General features: G+C 31.6%; 11 protein-coding genes. All 11 read left to right on the top strand.

Annotated elements, in window-relative coordinates:
* Position 1 precedes the first annotated feature (1 nt).
* The 11 genes from EDC18_RS14685 to EDC18_RS11650 all read left to right on the top strand — a co-directional run bounded on the left by EDC18_RS14685 (position 2) and on the right by EDC18_RS11650 (position 24,798).
* Positions 2–4,924, top strand: coding sequence for a right-handed parallel beta-helix repeat-containing protein (locus EDC18_RS14685; RefSeq protein WP_207669208.1), 4,923 nt, complete (start codon positions 2–4; stop codon positions 4,922–4,924).
* 69 nt (positions 4,925–4,993) lie between these two features.
* Positions 4,994–6,571 carry an S-layer homology domain-containing protein gene (locus EDC18_RS11695; protein ID WP_132253383.1) on the top strand — a complete coding sequence of 526 codons (1,578 nt, stop codon included), beginning with the start codon at positions 4,994–4,996 and terminating at the stop codon, positions 6,569–6,571.
* A 188-nt stretch (positions 6,572–6,759) separates the two neighbouring features.
* Positions 6,760–11,535 (top strand): fibronectin type III domain-containing protein, encoded by a 4,776-nt coding sequence (locus EDC18_RS11690; protein ID WP_132253381.1) that lies wholly within the window; start codon positions 6,760–6,762, stop codon positions 11,533–11,535.
* A 23-nt stretch (positions 11,536–11,558) separates the two neighbouring features.
* Positions 11,559–15,947 carry a hypothetical protein gene (locus tag EDC18_RS11685; protein ID WP_132253380.1) on the top strand — a complete coding sequence of 1,463 codons (4,389 nt, stop codon included), beginning with the start codon at positions 11,559–11,561 and terminating at the stop codon, positions 15,945–15,947.
* A 14-nt stretch (positions 15,948–15,961) separates the two neighbouring features.
* Entirely contained in the window at positions 15,962–16,828 is an 867-nt protein-coding gene (locus tag EDC18_RS11680; RefSeq protein WP_132253378.1) for an S-layer homology domain-containing protein, read from the top strand.
* 74 nt (positions 16,829–16,902) lie between these two features.
* Positions 16,903–17,658, top strand: coding sequence for a YwmB family TATA-box binding protein (locus EDC18_RS11675; protein WP_132253377.1), 756 nt, complete (start codon positions 16,903–16,905; stop codon positions 17,656–17,658).
* 160 nt (positions 17,659–17,818) lie between these two features.
* Positions 17,819–18,490, top strand: a complete 672-nt coding sequence (locus tag EDC18_RS11670) for a hypothetical protein (RefSeq protein ID WP_132253375.1) — start codon at positions 17,819–17,821, stop codon at positions 18,488–18,490.
* 150 nt (positions 18,491–18,640) lie between these two features.
* On the top strand, positions 18,641–19,036 hold the full coding sequence (locus tag EDC18_RS11665; RefSeq protein ID WP_132253374.1) for an adenine nucleotide alpha hydrolase family protein: 396 nt from the start codon (positions 18,641–18,643) through the stop codon (positions 19,034–19,036).
* Positions 19,037–19,246: 210 nt separating this feature from the next.
* Positions 19,247–20,986, top strand: a complete 1,740-nt coding sequence (locus tag EDC18_RS11660; protein WP_132253372.1) for an ABC transporter ATP-binding protein — start codon at positions 19,247–19,249, stop codon at positions 20,984–20,986.
* A complete protein-coding gene (locus EDC18_RS11655) occupies positions 20,977–22,743 on the top strand; it encodes an ABC transporter ATP-binding protein (RefSeq protein WP_132253370.1) in 1,767 nt (588 codons plus the stop codon). The genes EDC18_RS11660 and EDC18_RS11655 overlap by 10 nt, the downstream gene beginning before the upstream one ends.
* Positions 22,744–22,842: 99 nt before the next feature.
* A complete protein-coding gene (locus tag EDC18_RS11650) occupies positions 22,843–24,798 on the top strand; it encodes a hypothetical protein (protein WP_132253368.1) in 1,956 nt (651 codons plus the stop codon).
* Positions 24,799–24,863: the final 65 nt, after the last annotated feature.

Raw genomic sequence — 24,863 nt, 5'->3', positions numbered from 1 at the left:
AATGAAAAGGTATCGCAAGTTACTCAGTTTAATTCTTAGCATTATTTTGGCATGTACATCTATTAGTGTTTTGGCAAGTGAAGAAGCAGAAAACACTTCATTGGATGTATCTGATTTAGTATGGCAATCCATTACTTTTGGTCAATCGACAGACCTTAACTTTGCATCAAATGTATTACCAGAAAAAGTAGGAACAAACTATGCAGAACCTGAAGCGCCAGGAACAATAGAAGGAAGAATTGTACTAGAAAGTCGTGGTGGTAAATTAGCACCAGGACATGATGGTTTAACTTTCTATTATACAAAACTTAATGCAAATGAGCATAACTTTGTATTAGAAGCAGATATCATTATTGAACAATTTGGACCTGAAACAGGAGCCTCTCCAAGTGGACAAGATGGTGCTGGTATTATGGTAAGAGATGTAAATGGACCACCTAGACAAGAACCATTATTACTAGGTTTTGAAGAAGTTCCAGCAGCATCCAACTTGTTCGGTGTAGGGATGATGAGACATGGAATAAGCCCGATGTATAGAACGGGAGTAATATATCCTTGGGGTAATGTAGGAAGTAGATTAAGTGCTGGAGCATTTAGTGGTGGTATTGGGATGGTACTTGATACGCCAATAAGAGTAAGACTTGAAAGAACAAACACTGGATTTATAATGTCATCAACTTTTACAGATCCTAAAACAAATGAACTAAAAACTGTTGAAAGAATAGAAGAAGGAGCAGACTTAGTACAAGTAATCGATGAAGATTACATGTATGTTGGATTTTTTGCCTCTAGAAATGTAAAGATGATAGTAGAAAATGCAAGCATTACATTAAGTGAAGCGGATACCCAACCATCACCAGTAGTAGTACCAAATCCAATAGGAGCATCAATGAGTATTGTTTCAGCACCACAATCTGCTACAGAAGACTATGAAATCAAAGCCATTGGAAACTATGCAGGAACAGTAACAGTCCTTAAAGATGGCAGTGAAATTGTAAGCGATCAAAGTGTTGAAGCAAACAATACCTTTATACACGAAGTGAAACTAGAAAATGAGCAAACAAGCTTTGAAGTAATATATACACCAATAGGAGCACCATCTGAAAATCCTATAGTAAGAAGTATAACAGTAACAAAAAGAATATTTAATGTTGGGGAAGGTTTATTTGTATCTCCAGATGGAACAAGTGAAGGCCAAGGAACCAAAGAAAGTCCGTTAGATATTATGACAGCAATACAATACCTTCAACCAGGTCAAACAATTTTTATGAGAGGTGGAACATATACACCAAGCTCAACAATCGATATAAGCGGAGCTTATAGTGGAAAAGAAGGAGAAATTAAAAAACTAGTACCATACAATGGAGAAAAAGTAATTATTGATGGTCAAGGTAATATAAATACAATAATGAGACATAGAGCAGATTACTGGCATATGTATGGCATTGAAATTACAGGATCATCAGGAACTGGTATGAGATTAAATGGTAATAACAATATCATAGAAATGATGGTATTCAATTATAATAAAGGTACTGGATTCCACTTACACGGTAGTGGGGAAAACCCAGACTTATGGCCAAAATACAATTTAATACTTAATTGTGAAGCACATGACAACAGAGACGATAGAAACATAGATGCAGATGGATTTGCAGCAAAATTAGGTGTTGGTGTTGGAAATGAGTTTAGAGGTAACATAGCACATCATAACATTGATGATGGATGGGACTTATACAACAGAACAAATGAAGGAGAGAATATGCCAGTAATCCTAGACGGTAATATTGCATATTCAAATGGTAAATTAAGCAATGGTTATAATGAAGATGGTAATACAGGAAACGGATTCAAATTAGGTGGAGAAGGTTTACCGGTAGCACATATCATCAAAAACAATATAGCCTTTGATAATAATATGGATGGATTTTCAGATAACTTTAATCCAGGAAAAATGGTAGTAGAAAACAATACAGCATTTGATAACAAAAGATTTAATTATATCTTTAGAACTAATCCATATTTTGAAGCAAATGAACAAGGAATATTTAAAAACAATTTATCATTTAAAACCAATTCAGGGTTAGCAGATCAAATTGCAGGAAATGTAGATGAAACAAACTTCCTCTTTGATGGAGAAAACTCAGTAAACGGCAATGGCGTAGTTGTAAGTGTAGAAGACTTTGTAAATGTAACAATGCCTAATATGTATGAAAGAGACGAAGAAGGCAACATCGTATGGGGAGACTTCCTTAGATTAGCCGTTGCAAGTGTTCTTAATACAGCAGGTGTGAATAGCACACATGTAGGTGCATTAGAAGCTGATAATGATACACCTTCAGTAACCCCATCTTTTGTATGGGAATCAAGAGCATTTGGACAGTCAACAGATTTAAACTTCGCATCTAATGTATTGCCAGAAAAAGTAGGGGTAAATGAAACGCGAGCAGAAAATCCAGGGACAATAGAAGGAAGTATTGTAGTAGAAAGTCGTGGTGGTAAATTAGCTAACGGTCACGATGGGTTAACATTCTATTACACAAGACTAGATCCAAATGTACACAACTTTGTACTTGAAGCAGATATGATTATTGAACAATTTGGATCAGAAGTAGAAGGCGTTGCCTTAAACTCTCAAGACAGTGTAGGGATTATGGTAAGAGACGTTGTAAGTGGCGCACGTAAAAACCCATTACAAATAGGTTTTGAAGAGGTAACAGCAGCATCTAATATATTTGCAGTTGGGATGATGCGTGGAGGACTGAGCTATATCTACAGAACAGGCGTATATGAGCCATGGGGTAATATAGGAAGTCAAAGAACGGTTAGATCTTATAGTAATGGTCTAAGCGTAGCTCAAGCCATTAATAAATCAATAAGAGTAAGACTTGAAAGAACAGATAGCGAATTTATCATGACGGCAACATTTGTAGATCCAACGACAGATGAAATGAAAACTGTTGAACAAAGAACAGAGGGGGCAGACTTAGTACAAGTAATTGATCCTAACAATATGTATGTAGGATTCTATGCAGCAAGAAATGGTCAAGTAAGATTTGAAAATGCAAGCTTAACATTAAGCGAAGCAAATACAGTAGCATCACCAGTGGTAGAACCTACGTTACCAAATGCAACAATGAACATAGTATCTGCACCACAATCTGGTTCAGAGGACTATGAATTAAAAGCATTAGCTAATTATGATGGAAACGTAACAATTGAAAAAGATGGTGTAGAAGTTGTAAGTAATGGCGAAGTAAAAGCGAAAGAAGTATTTACTTTTGCTACAGCTTTAGAAAATGAAACAACAAGCTTTACAGTAGTGTATACACCAGAAGGAGCACAATCTGATGATGCAATAACAAAAGATATTACAGTAACTAAAAAGATATATAACAGTGGCGCAGGATTATTTGTATCACCAGAAGGAACAAATGAAGGTGACGGAACAATAGAGAGTCCCCTTGATTTACAAACGGCAATCCAATATGTATTACCAAATGAAACAATCTTTATGTTAGGTGGAACATATACACCGGACTCAAGAATTACAATAGGTAAAGAGCATAGTGGAGAAGAAGGAAAAATGAAAAAAATAGTACCATACAATGGTGAAAAGGTAATCATAGATGGTGAAGGAAGGCTTTCAGAAATCTTAAGAGTAGCAGGAGATTACTGGCATATATATGGTATAGAAATCACAAGAGCATCAAGCACAAGTACAAGAGTAAACGGTGATCACAATATTTTTGAGTTAATGACATTTAGTTATAATGGCAACACAGGGCTTCACATTACAGGAGGCGGTATTGACCCAGACTATTGGCCAAAATACAACCTAATATTAAACTGTGTATCCCATGACAATAGAGATGCATCAAACATCGATGCAGATGGTTTTGCAGCGAAACTAGGTGTTGGTGTTGGTAACGTATTTAGAGGAAACATCGCTCATAACAATATTGATGATGGTTGGGACTTGTTCAATAAAATAGAAAATGGACCAAACATGCCAGTTGTATTAGATGGCAATATTGCTTACTCAAATGGTAAATTAAGTGATGGATATAATGAAGACGGTAATACAGGTAATGGTTTTAAACTTGGTGGAGAAGGTATGCCAGTAGCTCATATAGTTACAAACAATATTGCGTTTGATAATAATATGGATGGATTCTCAGACAACTTTAATCCAGGTACAATTACTGTAGAAAAAAACACATCATTTGATAATAAGAGATTTAACTATATATTTAGAGAAAATCCTTATTTTGAAGCTGAAGAACAAGGTATCTTTAAAAACAACTTATCATTTAGAACAGATACTGAGGATAAATTACCTGACTTTGTATCAGGAAATGTAGATGAAACAAACTTCTTCTTTGATGGAGAAAAATCAGTAAACAGTAATGGTGTAGTTGTAAACGCAGAAGATTTTGTAAAATTAACAATGCCAAATATGTATGAAAGAGACGAAGAAGGTAACATAGTATGGGGAGACTTCCTTAGATTAGCACTTTCAAGTGATCTTAATACAGCAGGTGAAAATGGAACTTATGTAGGTGCACTTCCAGCTATAGTAGACGAGCAAGAACAGTTCCAAGTAAGTAATGTAAGATTTACCGATTATATTGGTAATTCTATAAACACATTAACACCATCTGGAGACATTGTTGTAAAGGTAGATATTAAAAATACATTAAATGAACAAAAAGATGCTATATTGATCATTGCATTATATGATGAAAACAATACAATGAAAAACTTGGCAAGAGTAAGATGGGAAGCTAATGCAGGTGAAGAAAGAACATTAGAAGCAGGATTCAAATTGCCTCAAAATGTAAATGGTCACACTGTAAAAGCCTTTGTATGGGATAGTATAGATGGAATGAATCCATTATCACCATTAGTAACAATACAGTAAATTTTTGCAGGAATATGTTAAGTACATATTCCTGCTTAATTCTAGAAATCACTGTTAGGAGGTAAAGTATTGAAAAAAGTAAAGAGTATTATTATGATAACATCATTATTAGTGGCATTGTCTTCTAATAATGTATTTGCATTAGATTCACAAGTAAATGCATTTATAAACAATGAAACAAAAATGGTGAACATAGAAGGAAAGGGTGCTATTCCTAACAAGGCTATAACAGTAAAAGTCGAAAGATCTGATGGTAGTTTAGACTTTATTGATCAAACAACAAGTAGAAGTAATGGTGACTTTAGCTTTGAATATATAACAGATGGGCCCTATGGTGAATATACAGTCAAGATTGGTGGCAATGGATTTAACTCAATTAGAACCACTGTATTTCATTACTCAGAACCAACAATACCAGAAACACCACCAAGTGGAGGTGGAAATAGTCAAACACCAACAACACCACCAACACCACCAGTAACTGTCGTGGAAAATAACGATGGATCAGTATCTATTATAAAAGAGGGTAAATTGAATCAAGCAACAAAAGTTGTTGAATTGGCTTTAGATAAAGATGTATTAAATAATGCATTAGAAAAAGCAAATTTTAGTGAAAAAGGGTCTAAAACTATAGTAATTGAAGTTCCTGCTGTAAAAGGTGCTAAAGGATATGCTAAAAAGTTACCAGCAGCAGCTATGAATTCAGAAGGTCTTTTTAGATTATCTTTGGTAACAGAAGTGGGTACTTTTGAATTGGAAAATAGCACACTAGCAAACCAGAATTTAAAAGATACGGATGAAGTTGTATTAAACGTATCAACTGTATCTGTTGATAATGAGGGCAAAAAAACTGTAGAAGCGTATTTTACTGTAAATAATAGTAAGATAAAGTGGAAAAATACTAAAGCTCCAATAAAAATTTCAATTCCATATACACCATCAGCAGGAGAAAACCCTGAACATCTGGTAATAAAATACATAGATGAAGAGGGTAATGCTACAACCATATCCAATGGTCGTTACAATGTAGTGGAAGGTACTATGGATTTTACAACAAGTCATTTTAGTAAATTTGCAATCGCATATGTGCATGAGACTTTTTCTGATTTAATAAATCATGTATGGGCGCAAAGAGAGATTGAAGTATTGGCTTCAAAAGGAATTATAAGAGGAACATCGACTGTTAATAATACATTTACGCCAGCAGCTAATATTACTAGAGCAGATTTTACAAGATTACTTGTGAATACACTAGGGTTAACAGCAGATATAGCTGATAATTTCGATGATATTGATGTAAATGATTACTTCTATTATGAGGTGGGAATTGCAAAAGCACTTGGAATTTCTAATGGTGTAGGAGATAATAAGTTTAATCCTAAAGCAGAAATAACCAGAGAAGAAATGATGACTCTTACTGGGAGAGCGATGACTATTGCTGGTATAGAAGTTAAAAGTGGTAATGTTTCAATTTTAAACAGTTTCATAGACGGTGACAATGTAGCAACATATGCACAAGAACCAATTTCAACATTAGTTGCAAATGGATTAATACAAGGAAATGCTAATAACACAATTAATCCAAAAGGAAATGCAACTAGAGCTGAAACAGCTACCTTTATGTATAGGTTGTACAATTTTCAATAAAATATAGAAAAAAGGGGATTAACAATAATAAGTTAATCTCCTTTTTTTAATTAATGGAATAAATTACAAATAAATTACAAGCTTAAAAAATGGATAAAAATGTCGATATAAATAGTGTATAATGAATAATGACATAAATTACTTAAGGAATTAATTTGGTGATACAAATGACCATAGGAGGAATACATATGAAGAAAAAACTATTACTATCCATATCACTAGTATTATTGTTAAATATAATAATCATATCATCTATAGCATTTAGCACAAGAGCAGCTAATGGTCTAGGATTTAGATGGTTAAGAAATGATACTATTGATGATCTTTTAACGCTAGTAGGCAATAAAGCTGGTGATGATGAAATAGTTCTTGAGTGGAACTTAAATGAATTTGGTCAGTATGAATTAAAGTATCATCTAAATGATAATAGATATACCATTATTCGTTTTAACCACGAAGTTGATAGGGTTAACATCAGGTACGGTATTTATGATAAAGATGACAATGCCATCACACAAAGTGAAATAAATAAGTCTTATCAAGAAATGGATTACAATGCGCTGGTGCCTGGTTGGGTATCACCTAACAAAACTGTTAATGATGATGGAACCGTGTCTTATTCTATAATCAAAGCAGCAAGTGCCCAATACCCTGGGGTAGCATTTAGAATTAATAATGTTGATGTGAAAATCAGATGGAATTTCCAGACAAACAAATTATTCTTTTTAACTAAGGGAGTAGAAAGTGGAAATATTACACCATTTACCTTAACCACACCACTAGGAGATGTAGAAACTCTACAAATTCTTAGAAGTTTAAGGAACTTTGTAATTAACCCAACCCATTGGGTTGGAAATGAAAATAAAACAAAAATAGTTATACCTTCTGACAATGAAAAGCCAGGGGGGAGACCAGGATTACAAATTAGATTTGATCAACCAAAAGCTTTTGATTTTGAATCTAAAACATTTAAAATGGCAACTGATCTAGACGATATTACAGCAATAATTGATCTTAATGAAGTCAATGGAACAGCGTATACAGATTTTACAATTACTATGGACAGGGATCTAGATAGGAAAATAATAAATGCGCCAAACACCCAACTAGATCAAAATAAAAACAGTCATTCAAAATACAGATATGAGTTCAACGAATCTACAGGTGTGGGCACTTATATTATAGACATTGTTAAAGATAAATCGGTAACAGATTTTGAAGAAGATTTTATACAGTGGCATAGACTGGCAGCGAGTAGAGTTTATAGTGTAGGATTATATCTTTCCGAAAGCTCTAAGTATGCATTTGCCAATTATGATCCAAGAGATAGATTTGGATACACCTATATACAATACGAAGTAAAAAGAGCCAATATGGAAAATGCATATTTAGATGTTATTCCATATGCTGGTAGTGATGAGAATGATTTAGAATATACTGTGTATCATAGTAAGAATGAAAAAAGCCATTATGATACTTCTGATATATGGCTAAAACATTATCATAGTAAGAATCATCAAGACACAAATATATATATTCCTGTTCCTTTTTTAGAAGGGAGTAATCAAGAGTTCTATCAAATAGGAGTAAACTTTGCTGCAAGGCAACTAAGGTCTCAGATTATAAAATACATTCCTAATATTGATCTTGATGTACCACCACCAACACCAAGAATAGATGAGTTATTAAATTTAATAGTAGTGCCTTCTATTCATGATGACAATGACCCAGAAAAAATTCAGTTTGACTTAATTTGGGAAGCGCCTACTAATACGATAAACAATCCGTTACTTAGCAATATGCTAAATACTGGTAAAATATATTATGAACTATTAATTAATCAACAGCCAAATGGAACGAGTGTTAACCCTTATGAATTATTAAAGGTGTTTGAAGTAAGCAAAGAGAATGGTCAAATAAGGCTAGTAGAAGTTAATACTGGAAAAGAACAAGGAACACCACTTCATAATAATATTTATAGAAATGGTTACAATAACCAACACAATAGATTTGGAATAAGGAATATTGTAATAAAAGATTCTGAGGGCTGGACAACAATACCTAATAAAGAAGAGAATATTGAAGATAAAACCTATATTGCTTCAGAGGGAACGGAAATCTACAATTTTGAATTTCCTGGTATTCACTTTTTAAGAATGCGAGCAGTATATGTGTCTACACAAACTTATGGGTACAGTGATATGTCAGTACCAACAAGTATATCATTAGATACAATTAGGTTTAGTATACCAATACCAACGAGTTTATCTTATGAACCAATAATACCAACGAGTGCTAATCCAACGAGTGCAGTAGAAGTAGGTTGGAAAGGTATAGATATAACAGATTATGCTAACTTTATGCTTTATCCATTAGGGTTATCACCAGAAACAATTACCTATAAATGGTATATGGCATCAACAAAAGAAGCTTTGAACAAAGAAGAAGATATTTATCAAGTTACAATGACATCTGGAAATTCTTTGCCTTTATCAAGCAATGAGATTGATGAACTAAGAAAAGGGAAGGTTATATCATCTGAAATAGTAACAGCAGGGAATCAAACAGGAGATATAAGCTTTTATGTACAAAACTTAGATCCTAATCATACATACTATTTTAAGGTTAGAGCAGAACTTAATATAAAAGATGAAAATCAGGAAGAGATAATAAAAGAAAGTGAAAACTCTCCAATTATAACAATCATCTCTCCAACAATACCAAATATACCAGATGAAGATTTAATTCTTCCATTAGCCCCTAACAATTTAGATGTGACTTTTGTAGATGACAGTCAAATGGAAGCGTATGTACAATGGGATTATCCAAGTGAACTAATATTTAATGAAGGGAAACAAGGGTTTGAAGTTGTAGTAGTAAGGGATAGGGGATTGCCACAAGAATTACAACAAAAAGAACTAAAAATAAGTGATGTTATTTCAGGGCTAGAACAAATAGAAGCTAATAAAGTTGTGTATAGACTGTTTAAAGACAATACAACAGATACATATAAGTTGTTAAAGTATAATAATACAACTAAAGCATTTGAAGAGTCTGATCAAATAGTAGAAATAACCAATAATAGAGTTCGTATAAAAGACAAAGGATTATTAGCAAACACAATATATTATTATCATGTTAGAACAGTGAACTTAGAAGGAAATCATACATTAGCATCTAATTGGATGATGGATACCATAACCACAAAACCAATTGCACCACCAATAAATTTAGTAATACCAACACCATCCCCTTACAGCTATGATGGTAAAAGAGAGACTGTTGTTAGATTTGATGCACCAATTCCTTTTCCTGAATCAGATAGTGACAAATATAGAATTGAAATATTTGTAAAAGGACCAGATGACACGGATTACACATCCAGTTACCAATACAGTTTGCTAGGAAAGAGCAATAATGCTTCTGATGGATACACTAGAATGTTTTATAAAATATTTGGGTTAAAACCAGGTAAGCCTTATAGTATTAAAGTAAGAATTGAAGATAGAACAAAAGAACCAGAGATTCTTCCTAATGGTACTGTTGTATATCCAAAGTCCAACTTCTCAGATAGAGTTCAAACAAGAACGGACTTTGATCAAGTGGATTATGACAAAGAACAAAAATACAAACAATATATTGACTATTATTTATCGAAAGTAGAAGAGCTAAAAGATGGATTATATTGGACTGTTAACCAAAACAATAATAGTATATGGTTGAAATACAGACAAAACAAAATAGCAAGCAATAACCTTAAGAACCAATTTGAATTAGCAACAAAAAATAAAGAGAGCCTTTATTATTATTTGCCAGGTGAAATGATTGAAACTTTAAACAGGCATAATACAACCATTTTAATCAATACGGTAGCAGAACAAATAGGTGTAAGACCAAATACAATTGGACTTCAAGTATCAGGGGAATTACAAAAAGTTAAGAATCAGATCAATCAATTGCCATCAAATTTTAAAGATTACTATGTCTTATTACAAGTTAAAAGGGGTACTTTTAATGGGAAAATTAATGGGCAAGACCCCTTAACGTCTCTTGTTGATATACAGTTTAAAGTAATACAAAGTAGATTAACTGAAGATGAGATGGAAAGACATATATTAAACACCCTTGATGTATTAGCAGGAAACTATAAAAACAGTCTAATAGTGAAGTTAGAGAATGAATTATCAAGTGGCATTAATGATGACAGATTGTATCTGATAGTCAATGAAGTCCTAGCTGAAGTACAAAAAGCCCATCAAGTTCAAATTGGAGCACTGATGGAGCAAAACACAAAGGACAACAATGTCCCTATAGATAAAATGAACAGACCGATGTACATTTCCTGGGGAATAAATAACACGGCAAATGGACCTGTTATTGCATATTATAGAAACAATCTATTATGGGAGAACATTGGATTAACCCATAACTTAGGAAGATATCAAATAAATGCAAACCATTCGGGAAGTTACATACTTACTTCGGATAATCGGAGTCGTAATATCTATGGTGAAAATGTTTATGCAATGGTAAGTGAACACAATTTTATGGATTTCTTTACGGTAGAAGAACTTAATAATTCCATGAGAAAGCCAACTAAACATCAAATTGTATCTAGTTTAGCAAGAGTGATGGGTGCATCAAGAACTACTAATCCTATTGACCATTTAAATACTATAGGCATTAGTATTAACAGGGCTGATATGCATCAACCAATGGCAAAAGAGCTTGCTTATAATATCTTATTAAGAGGATATGAAATTAAAAAGAATATATCTTTTAATAATGTGACCATTACAAATTTTAATTTAATAGTGGATAGTAACCTAATTCATACAGATTATAGAAGAAGAATTCTAGCTGGAGGCCATTTGAAATTGGTACCCCTAGAAGAGGGTTACTTCTCTCCTAAAACAACAATAAACACACGAGAACTATTTGATTTTTTATCGCGTTTACAATAGAGTAAGAAAAGGAGGATGATAAAATGACTAAAAGGATAATAAGCTTTTTCCTCGTGATATTAATAGGAATTACCAGTATAATCACTACAAATATATTCGCAAATCCACAAGCACCTGTTAGTTCCTTTACTGTTGATGAAGTATACTATACCCTTGGGCAAAATTTTGTTACCAATGCGCCAATATTAAGACCAAGAATAACAGTAAGTTGGACAGATCCTCAAAACTGGGCACCAGGAAATGGAAATGAAGAAGTTCATGCTCCTGATTTTTATGAAGTTTATATTAATAATAGAACATTAAATATTCAAAGAACCATAAGAGTAAATAAAGGAACAGATGTATTTAATGCTAAAAGATTATTTTTACATGATGAAATGAATCTGAACACAGGGTCATTATATGAACTATCCATTCAACCACAACATTATCATTATGTAGAGAGAAATGGGGAAATAGTAAGGGAGTTAGCGCCCCACCTAAGTCCCCCTGTAAAAACATATGCAATTACAGATTTGAACGTAGAGCTTGTACCATCTGAAACAGAGATTACAGTTATATGGGATGATGTAGCATTACAGAATTTGAATTATAGAATAGTTTATGCAGTAGGTGATTTTTCAAATCAATCGAAAGATGCATTGCTAAATAATATGCAAGGTGAAATAACAGGTTTAAGAAATAATTCACCTGATGTACAACAGTTTTATGATCCAGTAGCAGGAAGAAACAGATTAAGATATACAATTGATCAAAATGTTTTTCCAGGACAGGTATACTCAATAATTGTAGAGCCAACCATGGACTACTTTGATGGGTACTTGGTTCAAAGAAATAGACACTATCCCCATGTATTCATATGTTCAACAAATATAGATTTAAGAGTTTCTGAAGAGGGAGACTATGTAAGGCTGGATTGGAATATACCAGCAAGCTTTAAGGTAGGTCAAGACCAAGAGGAATATGAACTTGTTGAAGCCAGAATTATTGAATATATAAATGGACAAGGAAGAAATGTGGTTATTTTTGATAATAAGGCTGCAAATATGGAGTATTATAAAATTCCAAAGCCTTCTCAAGAAGCAGAATATCAGATTAAATTAAAATATCAAGCAGTAGGTGGGGTTAATAAACCACCAATAGAACCTGAGTCGAGAAGGGTACCTTTTGTTCCAACGGAATTAAAAATTCGTCCGACTCAGCCCTATGTTCCAAAACCGGTCTCTCAAAGAATATTAACAGAACTAAGAAATCAAAATTCAAATATTGCATTGAAGGAAATACTTGAGCAAGAGTATATGCTACCAGGAGATATATTCAATGGAAATATAAATCAATTATTAAATTCTCAAAGAGTTTTTAAATACGATACAAATAATAATAGAATACAATTTATATTTGCTCCCTTTAAAAGAAGAGACATAAAAGAAGGCTCTAGTACATTTGGACAAACAATAGTTGATACGGAAGTGTATTATGATGTTTACGTGGCCAAAGACATAAACCACTTTGATAGTGCAATGAAAGTTGTTAATAGAATTAAAATAGAGCCAAATGATACATCAAGAGTTATAAGAGATCAAAATGATAAGATCATTGGATATAGATTATTATTAAATCAATACTTTGATCCAGATAAAAATCAGCTTCAAAACATAATACCGAATCAATTATATTATATTAAAATAGTGGCTATAAAAGATTGGGGCGATAGGGATGTACGATCAGAACCTAATATAGTACCAATATATTTTGATTATGATGGTAATATATACTCTCCACCAACAATAGCAAAACCACCGCTAAGAATAAGAAATGAAGAAACAACCCAAACATCAGTTACACTTGAATGGAAAGAAAGTTGGTGGGAAGCTTATTTTATTAATGTTGATGGCAGCAATACTTGGTATTCAGAAGCTTGGGTAGATAATGATGGAAAAGTATATGATAGTCCAATAGAAAATGGACAATATTTTCCGATACATTTAGGTCAAGTAGAAGCAGAAAAGTTAAAACAGCGCCTTATTGAATTAGGCAATACAGAAGTGGATTATTTTGTTCGAGAAATTAATCTTGGAAAAGATCCTTTTGGTGTTTCAGATGTAAAATATAAATTTCATAAAATGCCATATAATGAAGTAAAAACAACTATAGACAATAGAAAAATAATGGATCCAAGCTATAATCTTAACAGTTATATTGAAGAACTTCTTGAGAGGGATAGAGACGAAAGCCAGCCACTTCCTTGGAAAGATATTAACCCTGAAAAGGATGTAAACAGTAACAATGTATTGTACTACAAAGAAAATGGATTGGTACCAAATACCCAATACTTATTCTTGTTGTATCCCTATAGAATTGACTTAACAGGAGAAACATTATTTGCCCACTATCCTACACCAATTGTAGGTATAACGGATCCAATACCATCAGAAGTTAAGCCTGATCCCACGGTTCCAAGTTTATTTGTATCCAACTACACAGATATAACGGCAGATTTAATGTGGCGATATAATACAGACTTAGTATACGAAATGCGATATGGGCTAGTTGACGACATAACTAAGGCAAACCCTGTAGAAATAATACTGCCACCAACAAATGATCCTAGATATCCATCCAATGGTTCCTACTATGAACAACATATAAAAGACTTGTTTCCTAATACAGAGTATTATTTTTGGATTAGAGCAATTCAACCAAAAACCGATACAGTGTCTGCTTGGAGTAATGCAGTAGTTGTAACCACTAGGGATATTGAAAATCCAGCGCCACCTAGAGGGATCGGTCTTGCATCATTGGAAAATCTAAAGCCTCATAATTACAATGAAAATCAAGGGGAAGATTTTTTAACCGTAGAATGGTTATTACATCCAGATGATAATCCAGAAAACTATAAAGATGCTAAGGTTAAAAAATCATACGTGTATATTGTTGAGATGGCAAATAATTCAAGATTTATAGACCCTATTTATATTGAACTTACGGATGGAAACAATGATATATTACCGCCAAATATTGAAAAGCTGGAAAAGAACCTTATTAAAATCAACGGGTTAATACCTAATAGAAGATATTACTTTAGGCTTAAAACAAGGGTTATTCTAGAAGGCGAAAACAATCAAATGTTATCAAGAGAGTCATTGTTTTATTCCCCTACACTAGCCTTGTTAACAATGCCAAGTTCAAAAGAATATGATGGCAATCCTATAGATGCTATTATTCGTTTGCCATATGAATATTATGAAAAGATTTATGATCCTGTTAAGCAAGAACTAACCTATAGATTTAGATTTAATCAAAATGATGTAAATGGAGAATTTGACCACTTTATCATTGAAAAACTTATAAGTGAATTATTAAGAGAAAATGCATATTCTTACAATATCGATATAAGTGAGTTTGAGAATAAGCCAATAGTAAGACGTAAGGTAGAAATACCTTATAGATTATGGGCTTCCCTAAGGGAATATAATATTAACCTAGTAATTAATGGAAAAACTACTAGAATATCAATTCCTACAAATAGTATAGACAGCCATTTACATGCATTAGGGAGTCAGTTAGGGTCAAGTCCTACAATTACATTAAGTATGAATGATCAAGCAACATCAATGGGTATGAATAGTTCATTGCCAACATTAGCATTGCCAGTTGTTATACCCCAAAATATATCCATGGCATTAACAACACAAAGAGGCACACGAACAATTACAACAGTTGATAAGCCTATTACATTTCATTTTAATACAGCAAACCGTTATAGTGTATATAATAAACCAGTAGAGGTAGTTAGATGGAATCAATCTAGTCAAAAGTGGGACAAAGCCGTAGCCACTTATAATAATACAAGAAGAGAACTAGATTTAAAAACAAATAACTTAGGGTTATATTATAGTTATGTCACGAATGGACCAGCAGCAGTTCAATCCGTTCATTGGGCAATACCATTTAAACAAAATGTGGAAAATCATATTAATATAACAGGAAATGTTCAGGACTTAAATAGAAGTGTGAAAAAGTCAGAATATGCAAATATTTTATATGCATTATTAGAAGGCAATAAATCTGTAGATATCAATCAAAGTATTAATAGTACAAAATTACAAAACTTAAAAAGCTCAAGAATATTAGCTCAAGATAATAATATGAATGATAATCTTACAAGAGAAGATGCTTTCCATATGACTGTAGCAACGTTTTTGCAGTTAAGAGGGCGGCCAACCCAGCCAACTCAAGCAGCTTTAAACACAATAAACCAAACACCTGGTATAAGTGACGTTTATAAAAGAAATATCGCAATTGGAATTGATGAAAAATTCATTGCTGATGCAAATAAAATCAGACCAAAGGATATCTTAACATATGGAGAAATGTACTCTATATTAAACCGCTTATTCCAATTGCTTTAGACTAGGAGGAAGATATGAAAAATAAAAAGATTGGCTTAATAATTCTAGTCATAATGGTAATATGCAGTACCGTAAATGTATTTGCTTCAAATCGTGTTATTTATAAATTTGATCCAATAAGCGATAATAGTGGCAACCTAACACTTGAGTGGAGAGATAACACGGTTAATGTACCAATACAAATAACAGGATATGTTGTTTTAGATAAAAATAATATTGAAGTAAGATACAGTACTGGAAGTAATATAGAGAATCGTAATAGTACTTTTATTATAAGCAACATTATCGAATTTCCCCTAAAAATTAGGTTAGTGGAGAATCAGAACAACAAAGAACAATTAATTGACTTACCTAATAGTAAGGATGTTGCCAATCATATTCTTCATTTATATGATAGGGGTGTTATTTCTGGTTATCCAGACAACACTTTTAGACCCAATCAATATGTGACAAGAGAAGAATTTGCTACAATGATTGTAAATGCAGGAAATTACACAATCAATGAAAATGCCTCCTCACCCTTTAGTGACGTAAAACATACGGATTGGTCTAGAAGATTTATTGTTACATTAGCAAGTAGAGGGATATTATCAGGAAGAGGTAATGGCATTTTTTCACCTAAAGAACATATTACCATTGGAGAAGTGATAGCTGTGATTGATAGGACATTTACAATAACGAACAAACAGCCTATATTTGAAAACCCAACAGGCAATCATTTTACAATAACTCAAGGAAATTATACCTCTCTTATTAGGCAAGGGGTAATCAGGAGAGAAGATAAGTTTTCTTATCCATATACACCCGATAAAAAGGCAACAAGAGAAGAATGTGCTGTATTAATTTCAAGAGTATTAGAACAAAATTATAAGACAAAATAATTAAAAATGTATACTTTTACCCCCTTATGTCCATAATCTAGAAAATAAATTCTATGGAGTAAGGGGGTTCCTTTATGACTAAAAGACAAATTATCTACATTGCTTTCATTGTGGTTTTAGTTGTAGCATATCAGTATTCTGGACATTTTTTTATAAATGGAGAAAAAGAATTAATTCAAGCCTTTAATAATACAGAATTTAATATAAAAGAGAGTCAATTAAGCACATCAGGCTTATACAATAGGACTTATATGAGTCAAGATAAAAAGATAGAATTACTAAATGAAATTGCAGGAAAGTTATCATTAGAACCTGAATTTGAATATGGCATAATAGAAGAAGGGGCTTTTCAAGAAATAAAACTGATAAAAAAATCAAGAAATGCTACAACGAATATTAAACTAGTAACTCTTGAAAAAACCATTTCATCAAATGTAAAAGAAGCTGAAAATTACTTGATAATCGATATTAAACTGTATAATAATATTAATAGCTTAACTTATTTTAAAAATTTAACAGAAGAATTATTAAAAGACTATGAGGTGGATGCACAAGTAACAATTCACATAACTGGAGAAAGGCAAGGAAGAGTAAGTATATTAGAAAAAGAAGAAATAACAAGAGAGTTATTTAGATACATTAGTGCAAAGGAAAGAGAACAATTTATAACAAATGATATATATAGTATATATGGACATACTCCCATTATCAAAGAATATATTGTAAGCAACAATAAGAAGATCAATGTAGACATTGCAATAACATACAATGAAGTAGAAGATACCACCTATTTATATCTTGCCACACCATTAATAACCATTCCCTACTAAGCTGCTATCTAGTACTTAAAATGACTTAGTATATTTAAAAGCTATTTTGAACTTATGGAATAAGTTTTGAATGGCTTTTTATTTTATAACTTGTCTAGTACGAACCATTTAATTATAGAGGCATATATTAATATAGAAAAAGCTTAGGGGGAATGTAAAGTTGGATAGAAAAAAAGATTATATGGACCGTAGAGACTATAAGGATTGTAAAGATTCTAGAGATTATAGAGGGCATCATGATATGCAACATCCTTATATGCCATACGACAGTAAAAGAGGTATGTATCATGAGAGACCTAGTAGAATACAATTGCCATACGATGATTTCGATGGCGTAGATGAAATAGATATTGAGTATATGAAGAAAATGTATCCTCAAATAGCAAGACAAATACAATATTATATTGATGAAGAATGCGATAAGATGGAGTATGATGGTAGTTACATGTACGATGAATATCCAGATAGAGAAGCAATTTATATGATCGTAGAAAAAGTTTATGAAAAAATAATGGCAGACCCATCCATAAAAGTTAACGAAGTAAACAGTAAAAGTGTTTGTGGTGAAGAAAACAGCGAAAACGAAGTAGAAGTGCAACAATTTGGATTTGGTTTAGGCGGACTTAGAGATTTAATATCTGTAATGTTATTAAATGAAATGTTTGGAAGAAGAAGAAGATACCATAGAAGAAGAAGACCAAGATATCCAATTGCGCCAATAATACCAGGCTTACCAGGAAGACCAGGAAGACCAGGAAGACCAGGAAGACCGGGAAGACCAGGTAGACCAGGGTATCCAATATACCCAGGATATGATTTTTACCATTATTAAGTAGAAATTAGCAGGTATCGTAAGTATACCTGCTAATTTACATAGTAAAAATCTATAAAAAAGAAAAAAACAATATAATTGTAATTTAAAATATGGTATGATACTAATAAGAAATGCTATTAGAAATGGTTATGTATAAAGAGGTGAATTATGAAAAAAAAGGTATTAGTATGTATTACCATACAAGAGAATTCTTTAAGATTAATAAAAGAAGGTTCATCTTTAGCCTCTTCTCAAGATGCAGAGTTTCATATTTTACATGTAGAAAAAGGAATGTCTATTTTTGATCAAGAGGGCTCAGTTTCAGTGTTAGAAAAACTATTTGAGTTAGGAAAAGAATTAGGCGGAGAAATTCATTTTATAAGTGACCAGGATGTAGTAGGACGAATTGTTAAAATGACAAGAGACTTAGAAATTACTCACTTAATAATTGGACAAACTATGGAAAACAAAGTGAAAAGGCTATTAAAGAAAGATATGAACAATAGATTGGTTACAAGTCTAGATAACATAGAGATAGTGGTTATGGATAGATATAATAATTAATGGGGGTAGGAAAATGCTAACGACAATAGGAATTAAAAAAGAAGAAATAAACAAAATATATATAGATGAATTAGCCCTACCTAAAAAGTTATTGTAATTGAATAAGTCAATAGCTAAGATAGCCATGGGTTAAAACCTATGGTTTTTTTTACTTTATAGCTAAAAAATGATTCAACACAAACAGATATATATTTAGTGGTGGAGGAAAATATGAATTTAATAGTAAGATATATGAAAAAATATTGGCATTACTATTTAATTGGTGTGATAGTTTTAATTTTAAGCGTAGGATTAGATTTGTTTACGCCTATTATCACACAAAGAATTATAGATGATGTCATTATTGAAGGACAGCTTCACATTTTTAGAGGTTTAATTACTGTATTAATTGCCATCACTATTGGAAGGGCAATTCTTGGATATATTAAAGAATTGGTCTTTGATTTTGCAGGAATTAATCTAGTATACAAATTACGTAAAGAGCTTTTTGATCATATTCAAAGTTTATCCATTGATTTTTTTGAGACAAGAAATACAGGAGAACTAATGGCAAGAATTAAAGAAGATGCAGAAAAGGTCTGGTTTGCTGTTAGCTTTGGATTAATGTTACTCATAGAGCTGAGTTTGTATTTTATATTGGTAATTATTATTATGGTAAATATAAGCCCAAGATTGGCATTGATCAGTATAATTATTACGCCCATAATAGGTTTTTTAGCAAGAAAACTAGAAAATAACATAGGAGAAACCTATGAAAAAATAAGTGAAGAAAATGCTAACTTAAATACCATTGCTCAAGAGAATGTATCTGGTATGAGATTGGTTAAAGCATTCGCAAGAGAAAAATATGAAATTAAGAAATTCTTAAAAAGCAATCATAAATATTATAACTTAAACATGGAACAAGCCTCTATATACAGTAAGTTTTTTCCTAAAATGCAATTTATTGCAGAATTACTACCAATTACAGTAGTTGTATTTGGAGGCTATATTGTTATTAATGAGCAGTTAACAATAGGTACTTTAGTAGCCTTTATCGGATATATGTATATGTTAATTTGGCCTATGAAAATGATTGGATGGTTAAGCAATGTATTTGCTGAAGCATTTGCTTCTGGTAAAAAAATTAGTGCTATATTAGAAGAAAAACCTAAAATAAATAATGTTGTAAATCCGTTAAACCCTACAATAAAGGGCGTAATAGAGTTTAAGAATGTATCATTAACCATAGATAAAACATCGGTTTTAAAGGATATTAACTTTAAAATAGATAAAGGTAAGACCATTGGAATTATGGGGGAAACAGGTTCAGGAAAAACCTCTATCATTAATCTGCTCCTTAGATTCTACGATTCCACAGAAGGATCTATATTAATTGATGGTATAGATGCAAAAACAATAGAATTATATACACTAAGAAAAAATATATCCATAGTCATGCAAGATGGATTCTTATTTTCAGATACCATAGAAGAGAATATAGAGTTTGGTAGCAAGGGATTAATAACAAAAGAAGAGATTATTGAAACTTCAAAGAAAGCACAATCCTTTGAGTTTATTGATAAGATGGAAAACAAATTCTTAACAGTGATTGGCGAAAAAGGCATTGGATTATCAGGAGGACAAAAACAGAGAATAAGCATAACAAGGGCTTTAGCCAAAAAAAGTCCAATATTAGTATTTGATGATGCAACCTCCTCCCTTGATATGGAAACAGAAAATAAAATACAAAAAGAAATGGATAAGATTAATGGGATTACTAAAATAATAATTGCTCATAGAATAGCATCCGTTAAAAATGCAGATGAAATTATTATTTTGCAAAATGGTAAAATAGTTGAAAGAGGCAACCATAGAGAGCTTTTAGATCGTAGAGGAATTTACTACACCACATACAAACAGCAATATGAGGAACAAGAAGAATTAGGAAGTGAAGAATTATGCCAATAAATACATTTAGAGAAGATGAAACAACAAAAGAGGTTATAAAGATTCATACAATCAAAAGACTCTTTAGATATATGATTAACTATAAAAAAGAAGTTATTTCCGTTCTTTTATTAATGAGCATTATTGTAAGTGTTAATATTATAAATCCTATATTAATCAAAATTGCTATTGATAATTATATAGCCTTTGATAACTATAATGGCTTAATTAGAATTGGGATCTTAGCCATAATAATTAACCTTATAAGTATGGTGTGTATTAAAAGAAGAATTATTATTATGTCCAAGGTATCCAATGAAATATTGTTAACAATAAGGCAAGAGCTCTATACTCATATACAAAAATTGGCATTTAACTTTTTTGATAGCAGACCAGTGGGTAAAATCTTAGCAAGGATAATAGGAGATGTTAACTCACTAAAAGACATATTAAATAATAGTGTCATCACCCTTATTCCAGATTTTATAACAATCATTGCTGTTGCAATCATAATGTTGCTAATGAATTTTAGATTGGCATTAGCCGCATTATCCATGTTGCCATTTTTGATATTTATAATGAACTATATACAAATTAAAGCCCATAAAAGATGGCAAGATTTTAGAAATAAGAACTCTAATATGAATGCATTTACCCATGAAGATTTTTCTGGGATGAGAGTTGTACAAAGTTTTGCTGCTGAAGGACAAACCAGTGATACATTTGAAAAATTATTACAAGAACATAAAAAATCTTTTATAAGTGCCTTTAAACTAAGCAATATATTTTGGCCCATCGTTGAAGTGTCTTGGGGTGTAGGTACTGTTCTTGTTTTTTACTTTGGGGTTAGATTATTAGGAACAGGTACGATTACAGTAGGTTTATTAGTTGCATTTACCAGTTATATATCAATGTTTTGGCATCCTATTATGAATTTAAGTAATTTTTACAATCAATTAATTACAAATCTAGCAGGAGCAGAAAGAATTTTTGAAATAATGGATATTGAACCAGATATTAAAGATGTAGATGAGGCTAAAGAAATGGAGCAAATATCCGGAAAAGTACAATTTAAAAAGGTTTCTTTTGAGTATGAAAAAAACATTAAAGTACTAGATGATGTTAGTTTCACAATAGAGCCGGGGGAAGCAATTGCATTAGTAGGTCCAACGGGAGCGGGAAAGACAACGATTATCAATCTAATCAGTCGATTTTATGATATTCAAAAAGGAGATATCTTAATAGATGATGTTAATATAAAAGAGGTTACAATTGAGAGTTTAAGAAGTCAAATGGGCATTATGACACAAGATACAGTATTGTTTTCAGGTACAATTAAAGATAATATTCGCTATGGAAAATTAGATGCCACAGATGAAGAAATTATTCAAGCGGCAAAATCTGTATATGCCCACGAATTTATAGAGAATTTAGAACAAGGTTACGATACAGAAATAAATGAAAGAGGTGTTAGACTTTCTGTAGGCCAAAGACAATTAATTGCCTTTGCCAGAACCATTATATCCAATCCTAGAATTTTGATTCTGGATGAAGCAACTTCAAGCATTGATACAAAAACAGAGCGACTTGTGCAAAAAGGCATAGAGGCATTATTAGAAGGCAGAACTTCTTTTGTTATTGCCCATAGGTTATCCACCATACAAAAGGCAAATAGAATCTTTGTGGTTGCAGATGGAAAAATAATTGAAGAAGGTACTCACAGAAAGTTATTAGAGATAAAAGGGTTATATTATAATTTATATAAAGCTCAAGTTTAACCAGTGGCAGTATATGCAAAAAAACACCATTGACATTGATATATGTATTTGTTACTTTAAAGATAAGTTATTGATAGTATAAAAAGGGGGGGATTGGTTTTGAAAAATATACTTATAAAGATAGTTGTATTATTTTTTGTATTTATAACGGCTTTTTTAATTTTTAGTGGCTTTAATACAACAAAATATCATATTAAACAATTGGAAAATGCCAGTCTTCCAATAGTATGGATAGAAGAAGAATATGGGGTATATAATTACTTGCATGGTTATACTCAAAATATAGAATCTATTACAGAACCGTACATATTAACAAAAAACAACAAACTATCTCTTTCCATTAAAGAAAACGGCAATACCGTGTCTAAAATCAGTTATAAATTATATAATGAAGATAATGTTCTTCTAATAGAAGAACAAATAGGAAAAGATAGTATTACAAAAACAGATAACGAAGTTAAAGTCAATATGGAAATAAACAGAAGATTAATACAAGATTATACATATCGACTTGTTATTGCAGTTACTACAAAGAATAGAGAAACAATCTATTATTATGGCAGTTTGATCAATAATAATATACATAATATGGGTAGGGCCCTTGATATAATTCATTCAATACATAATAGTACTTTTGAAAAAGAAGAAGACCATCTTAAAGAGACTTTATTTAAAAATAGGCAAGAAAAAAATGAAGAAGTATTAGATTTAGGTAATGTAAACTTAGATAGTTCTATGACATCTATTTTATGGAGCGATCTTAATGTTCATAAGATGAATGAACCAAAGCCAATATTAATGGGCATGGATAGAAGAATGCTCTATTTTGAGATGAATTATGTGGTATTAATACTTAATGATAATATGAACTATTATTATGTAAAGGAAGAATATAAAGTTGAGTTAGGTGAAAATGGGCATTACAATATAGTTGATTTTACAAGAACTCTAAGAAAAAGGTTAGATAACAATCTCATTGATATCCAAAACAATCAAATTAATTTGGGTTATCTAAAAAGTCAAATGTCTATAAATATGAAAAATTCTCCAAATGGAAGATACATTGTCTTATCAGATAAAACGCAATTATGGTTATATGATAGAACAGACAACAAAGTTATAGAGGTATTTAACTTTGATAGACTTAATAATGAATTTATTTTAGATACTTACGATAGACATGAGATTAAACCAATCAATGTAGACAATAGTGGCAATATCACCTATGGGGTAAAAGGCTATATGAACTCAGGTGTCTACGAGGGACAGAATGGGGTTTTAATTAATTACTATAATAATGAAAACTATTATAATGAAACAGTTTCTTTTGTATCTATTGAAGATTCCTATGATGTATTAATTAATAATATAATATTCTTTGACTACCTTAACGAAAACAATGAGTGCTTTTTTGTTTATAATAATAAAGTCTATGCCATTGATATTGAGAATAATAAATATACAGTGGTGTATGAAGATTTACCTATGGATAAAGATAGAGTATTTATTAGTAGAAATAACAGTTTTATTGCTTGGCAACAAGATTCATTTGAGGATACCAATGATGAAATCTTTATAATCGATTTAAAAACAAAAGAAAAACATTCTTTAAAAAGCAATAATGGAGAAAAAGTAAAGATATTAGGCTTAATTAGAAATAATCTTGTAGTGGGGTATGCCAATGAATCAAATATAAGTCAAGGCCCAAATGGGAAGACCGTATTCCCAATGGAAAGAGTGGATATCCTAGATGAAAAGAAGGAAGTACTAAAAACCTATATACCTAAACCGGATAGCTATGTAAAAGGTTATGAATTCAGTAATAATAGGATTAATTTTTTTATTGGTAAAATTGTTAATAACAATAATAATATCTATTTAGAACAAACGGAAATAGATTTTATAACCCATATTGTAACCAATGGATTAGTACCATCCAATTATTCTATTGAAAGTATGTTAGAAGAAAATAGAATTAAATATGTGATTAATGTTAATATACCTCAGAATAAGCCATTAAGCTATATGATTGCAAATCAAAAAATTAGCAGATAAGCCTACTTAAATAGCTGAAAATATTATTTCAAACTTTAGGTTATAATAGGTACATCACTATAAAT

Source organism: Natranaerovirga pectinivora, from assembly GCF_004342165.1.
In the GTDB taxonomy this organism is placed as follows: Bacteria; Bacillota; Clostridia; order Lachnospirales; family DSM-24629; genus Natranaerovirga; species Natranaerovirga pectinivora.
This window is presented reverse-complemented; position numbering and strand designations above follow the sequence as displayed.

Coding starts and splice junctions, on each gene's coding strand:
- EDC18_RS11660 (WP_132253372.1), top strand. CDS start 19,247: ATGAATTTAATAGTAAGATATATGAAAAAATATTGGCATTACTATTTA.
- EDC18_RS11665 (WP_132253374.1), top strand. CDS start 18,641: ATGAAAAAAAAGGTATTAGTATGTATTACCATACAAGAGAATTCTTTA.
- EDC18_RS11685 (WP_132253380.1), top strand. CDS start 11,559: ATGACTAAAAGGATAATAAGCTTTTTCCTCGTGATATTAATAGGAATT.
- EDC18_RS11690 (WP_132253381.1), top strand. CDS start 6,760: ATGAAGAAAAAACTATTACTATCCATATCACTAGTATTATTGTTAAAT.
- EDC18_RS11655 (WP_132253370.1), top strand. CDS start 20,977: ATGCCAATAAATACATTTAGAGAAGATGAAACAACAAAAGAGGTTATA.
- EDC18_RS11680 (WP_132253378.1), top strand. CDS start 15,962: ATGAAAAATAAAAAGATTGGCTTAATAATTCTAGTCATAATGGTAATA.
- EDC18_RS11675 (WP_132253377.1), top strand. CDS start 16,903: ATGACTAAAAGACAAATTATCTACATTGCTTTCATTGTGGTTTTAGTT.
- EDC18_RS14685 (WP_207669208.1), top strand. CDS start 2: ATGAAAAGGTATCGCAAGTTACTCAGTTTAATTCTTAGCATTATTTTG.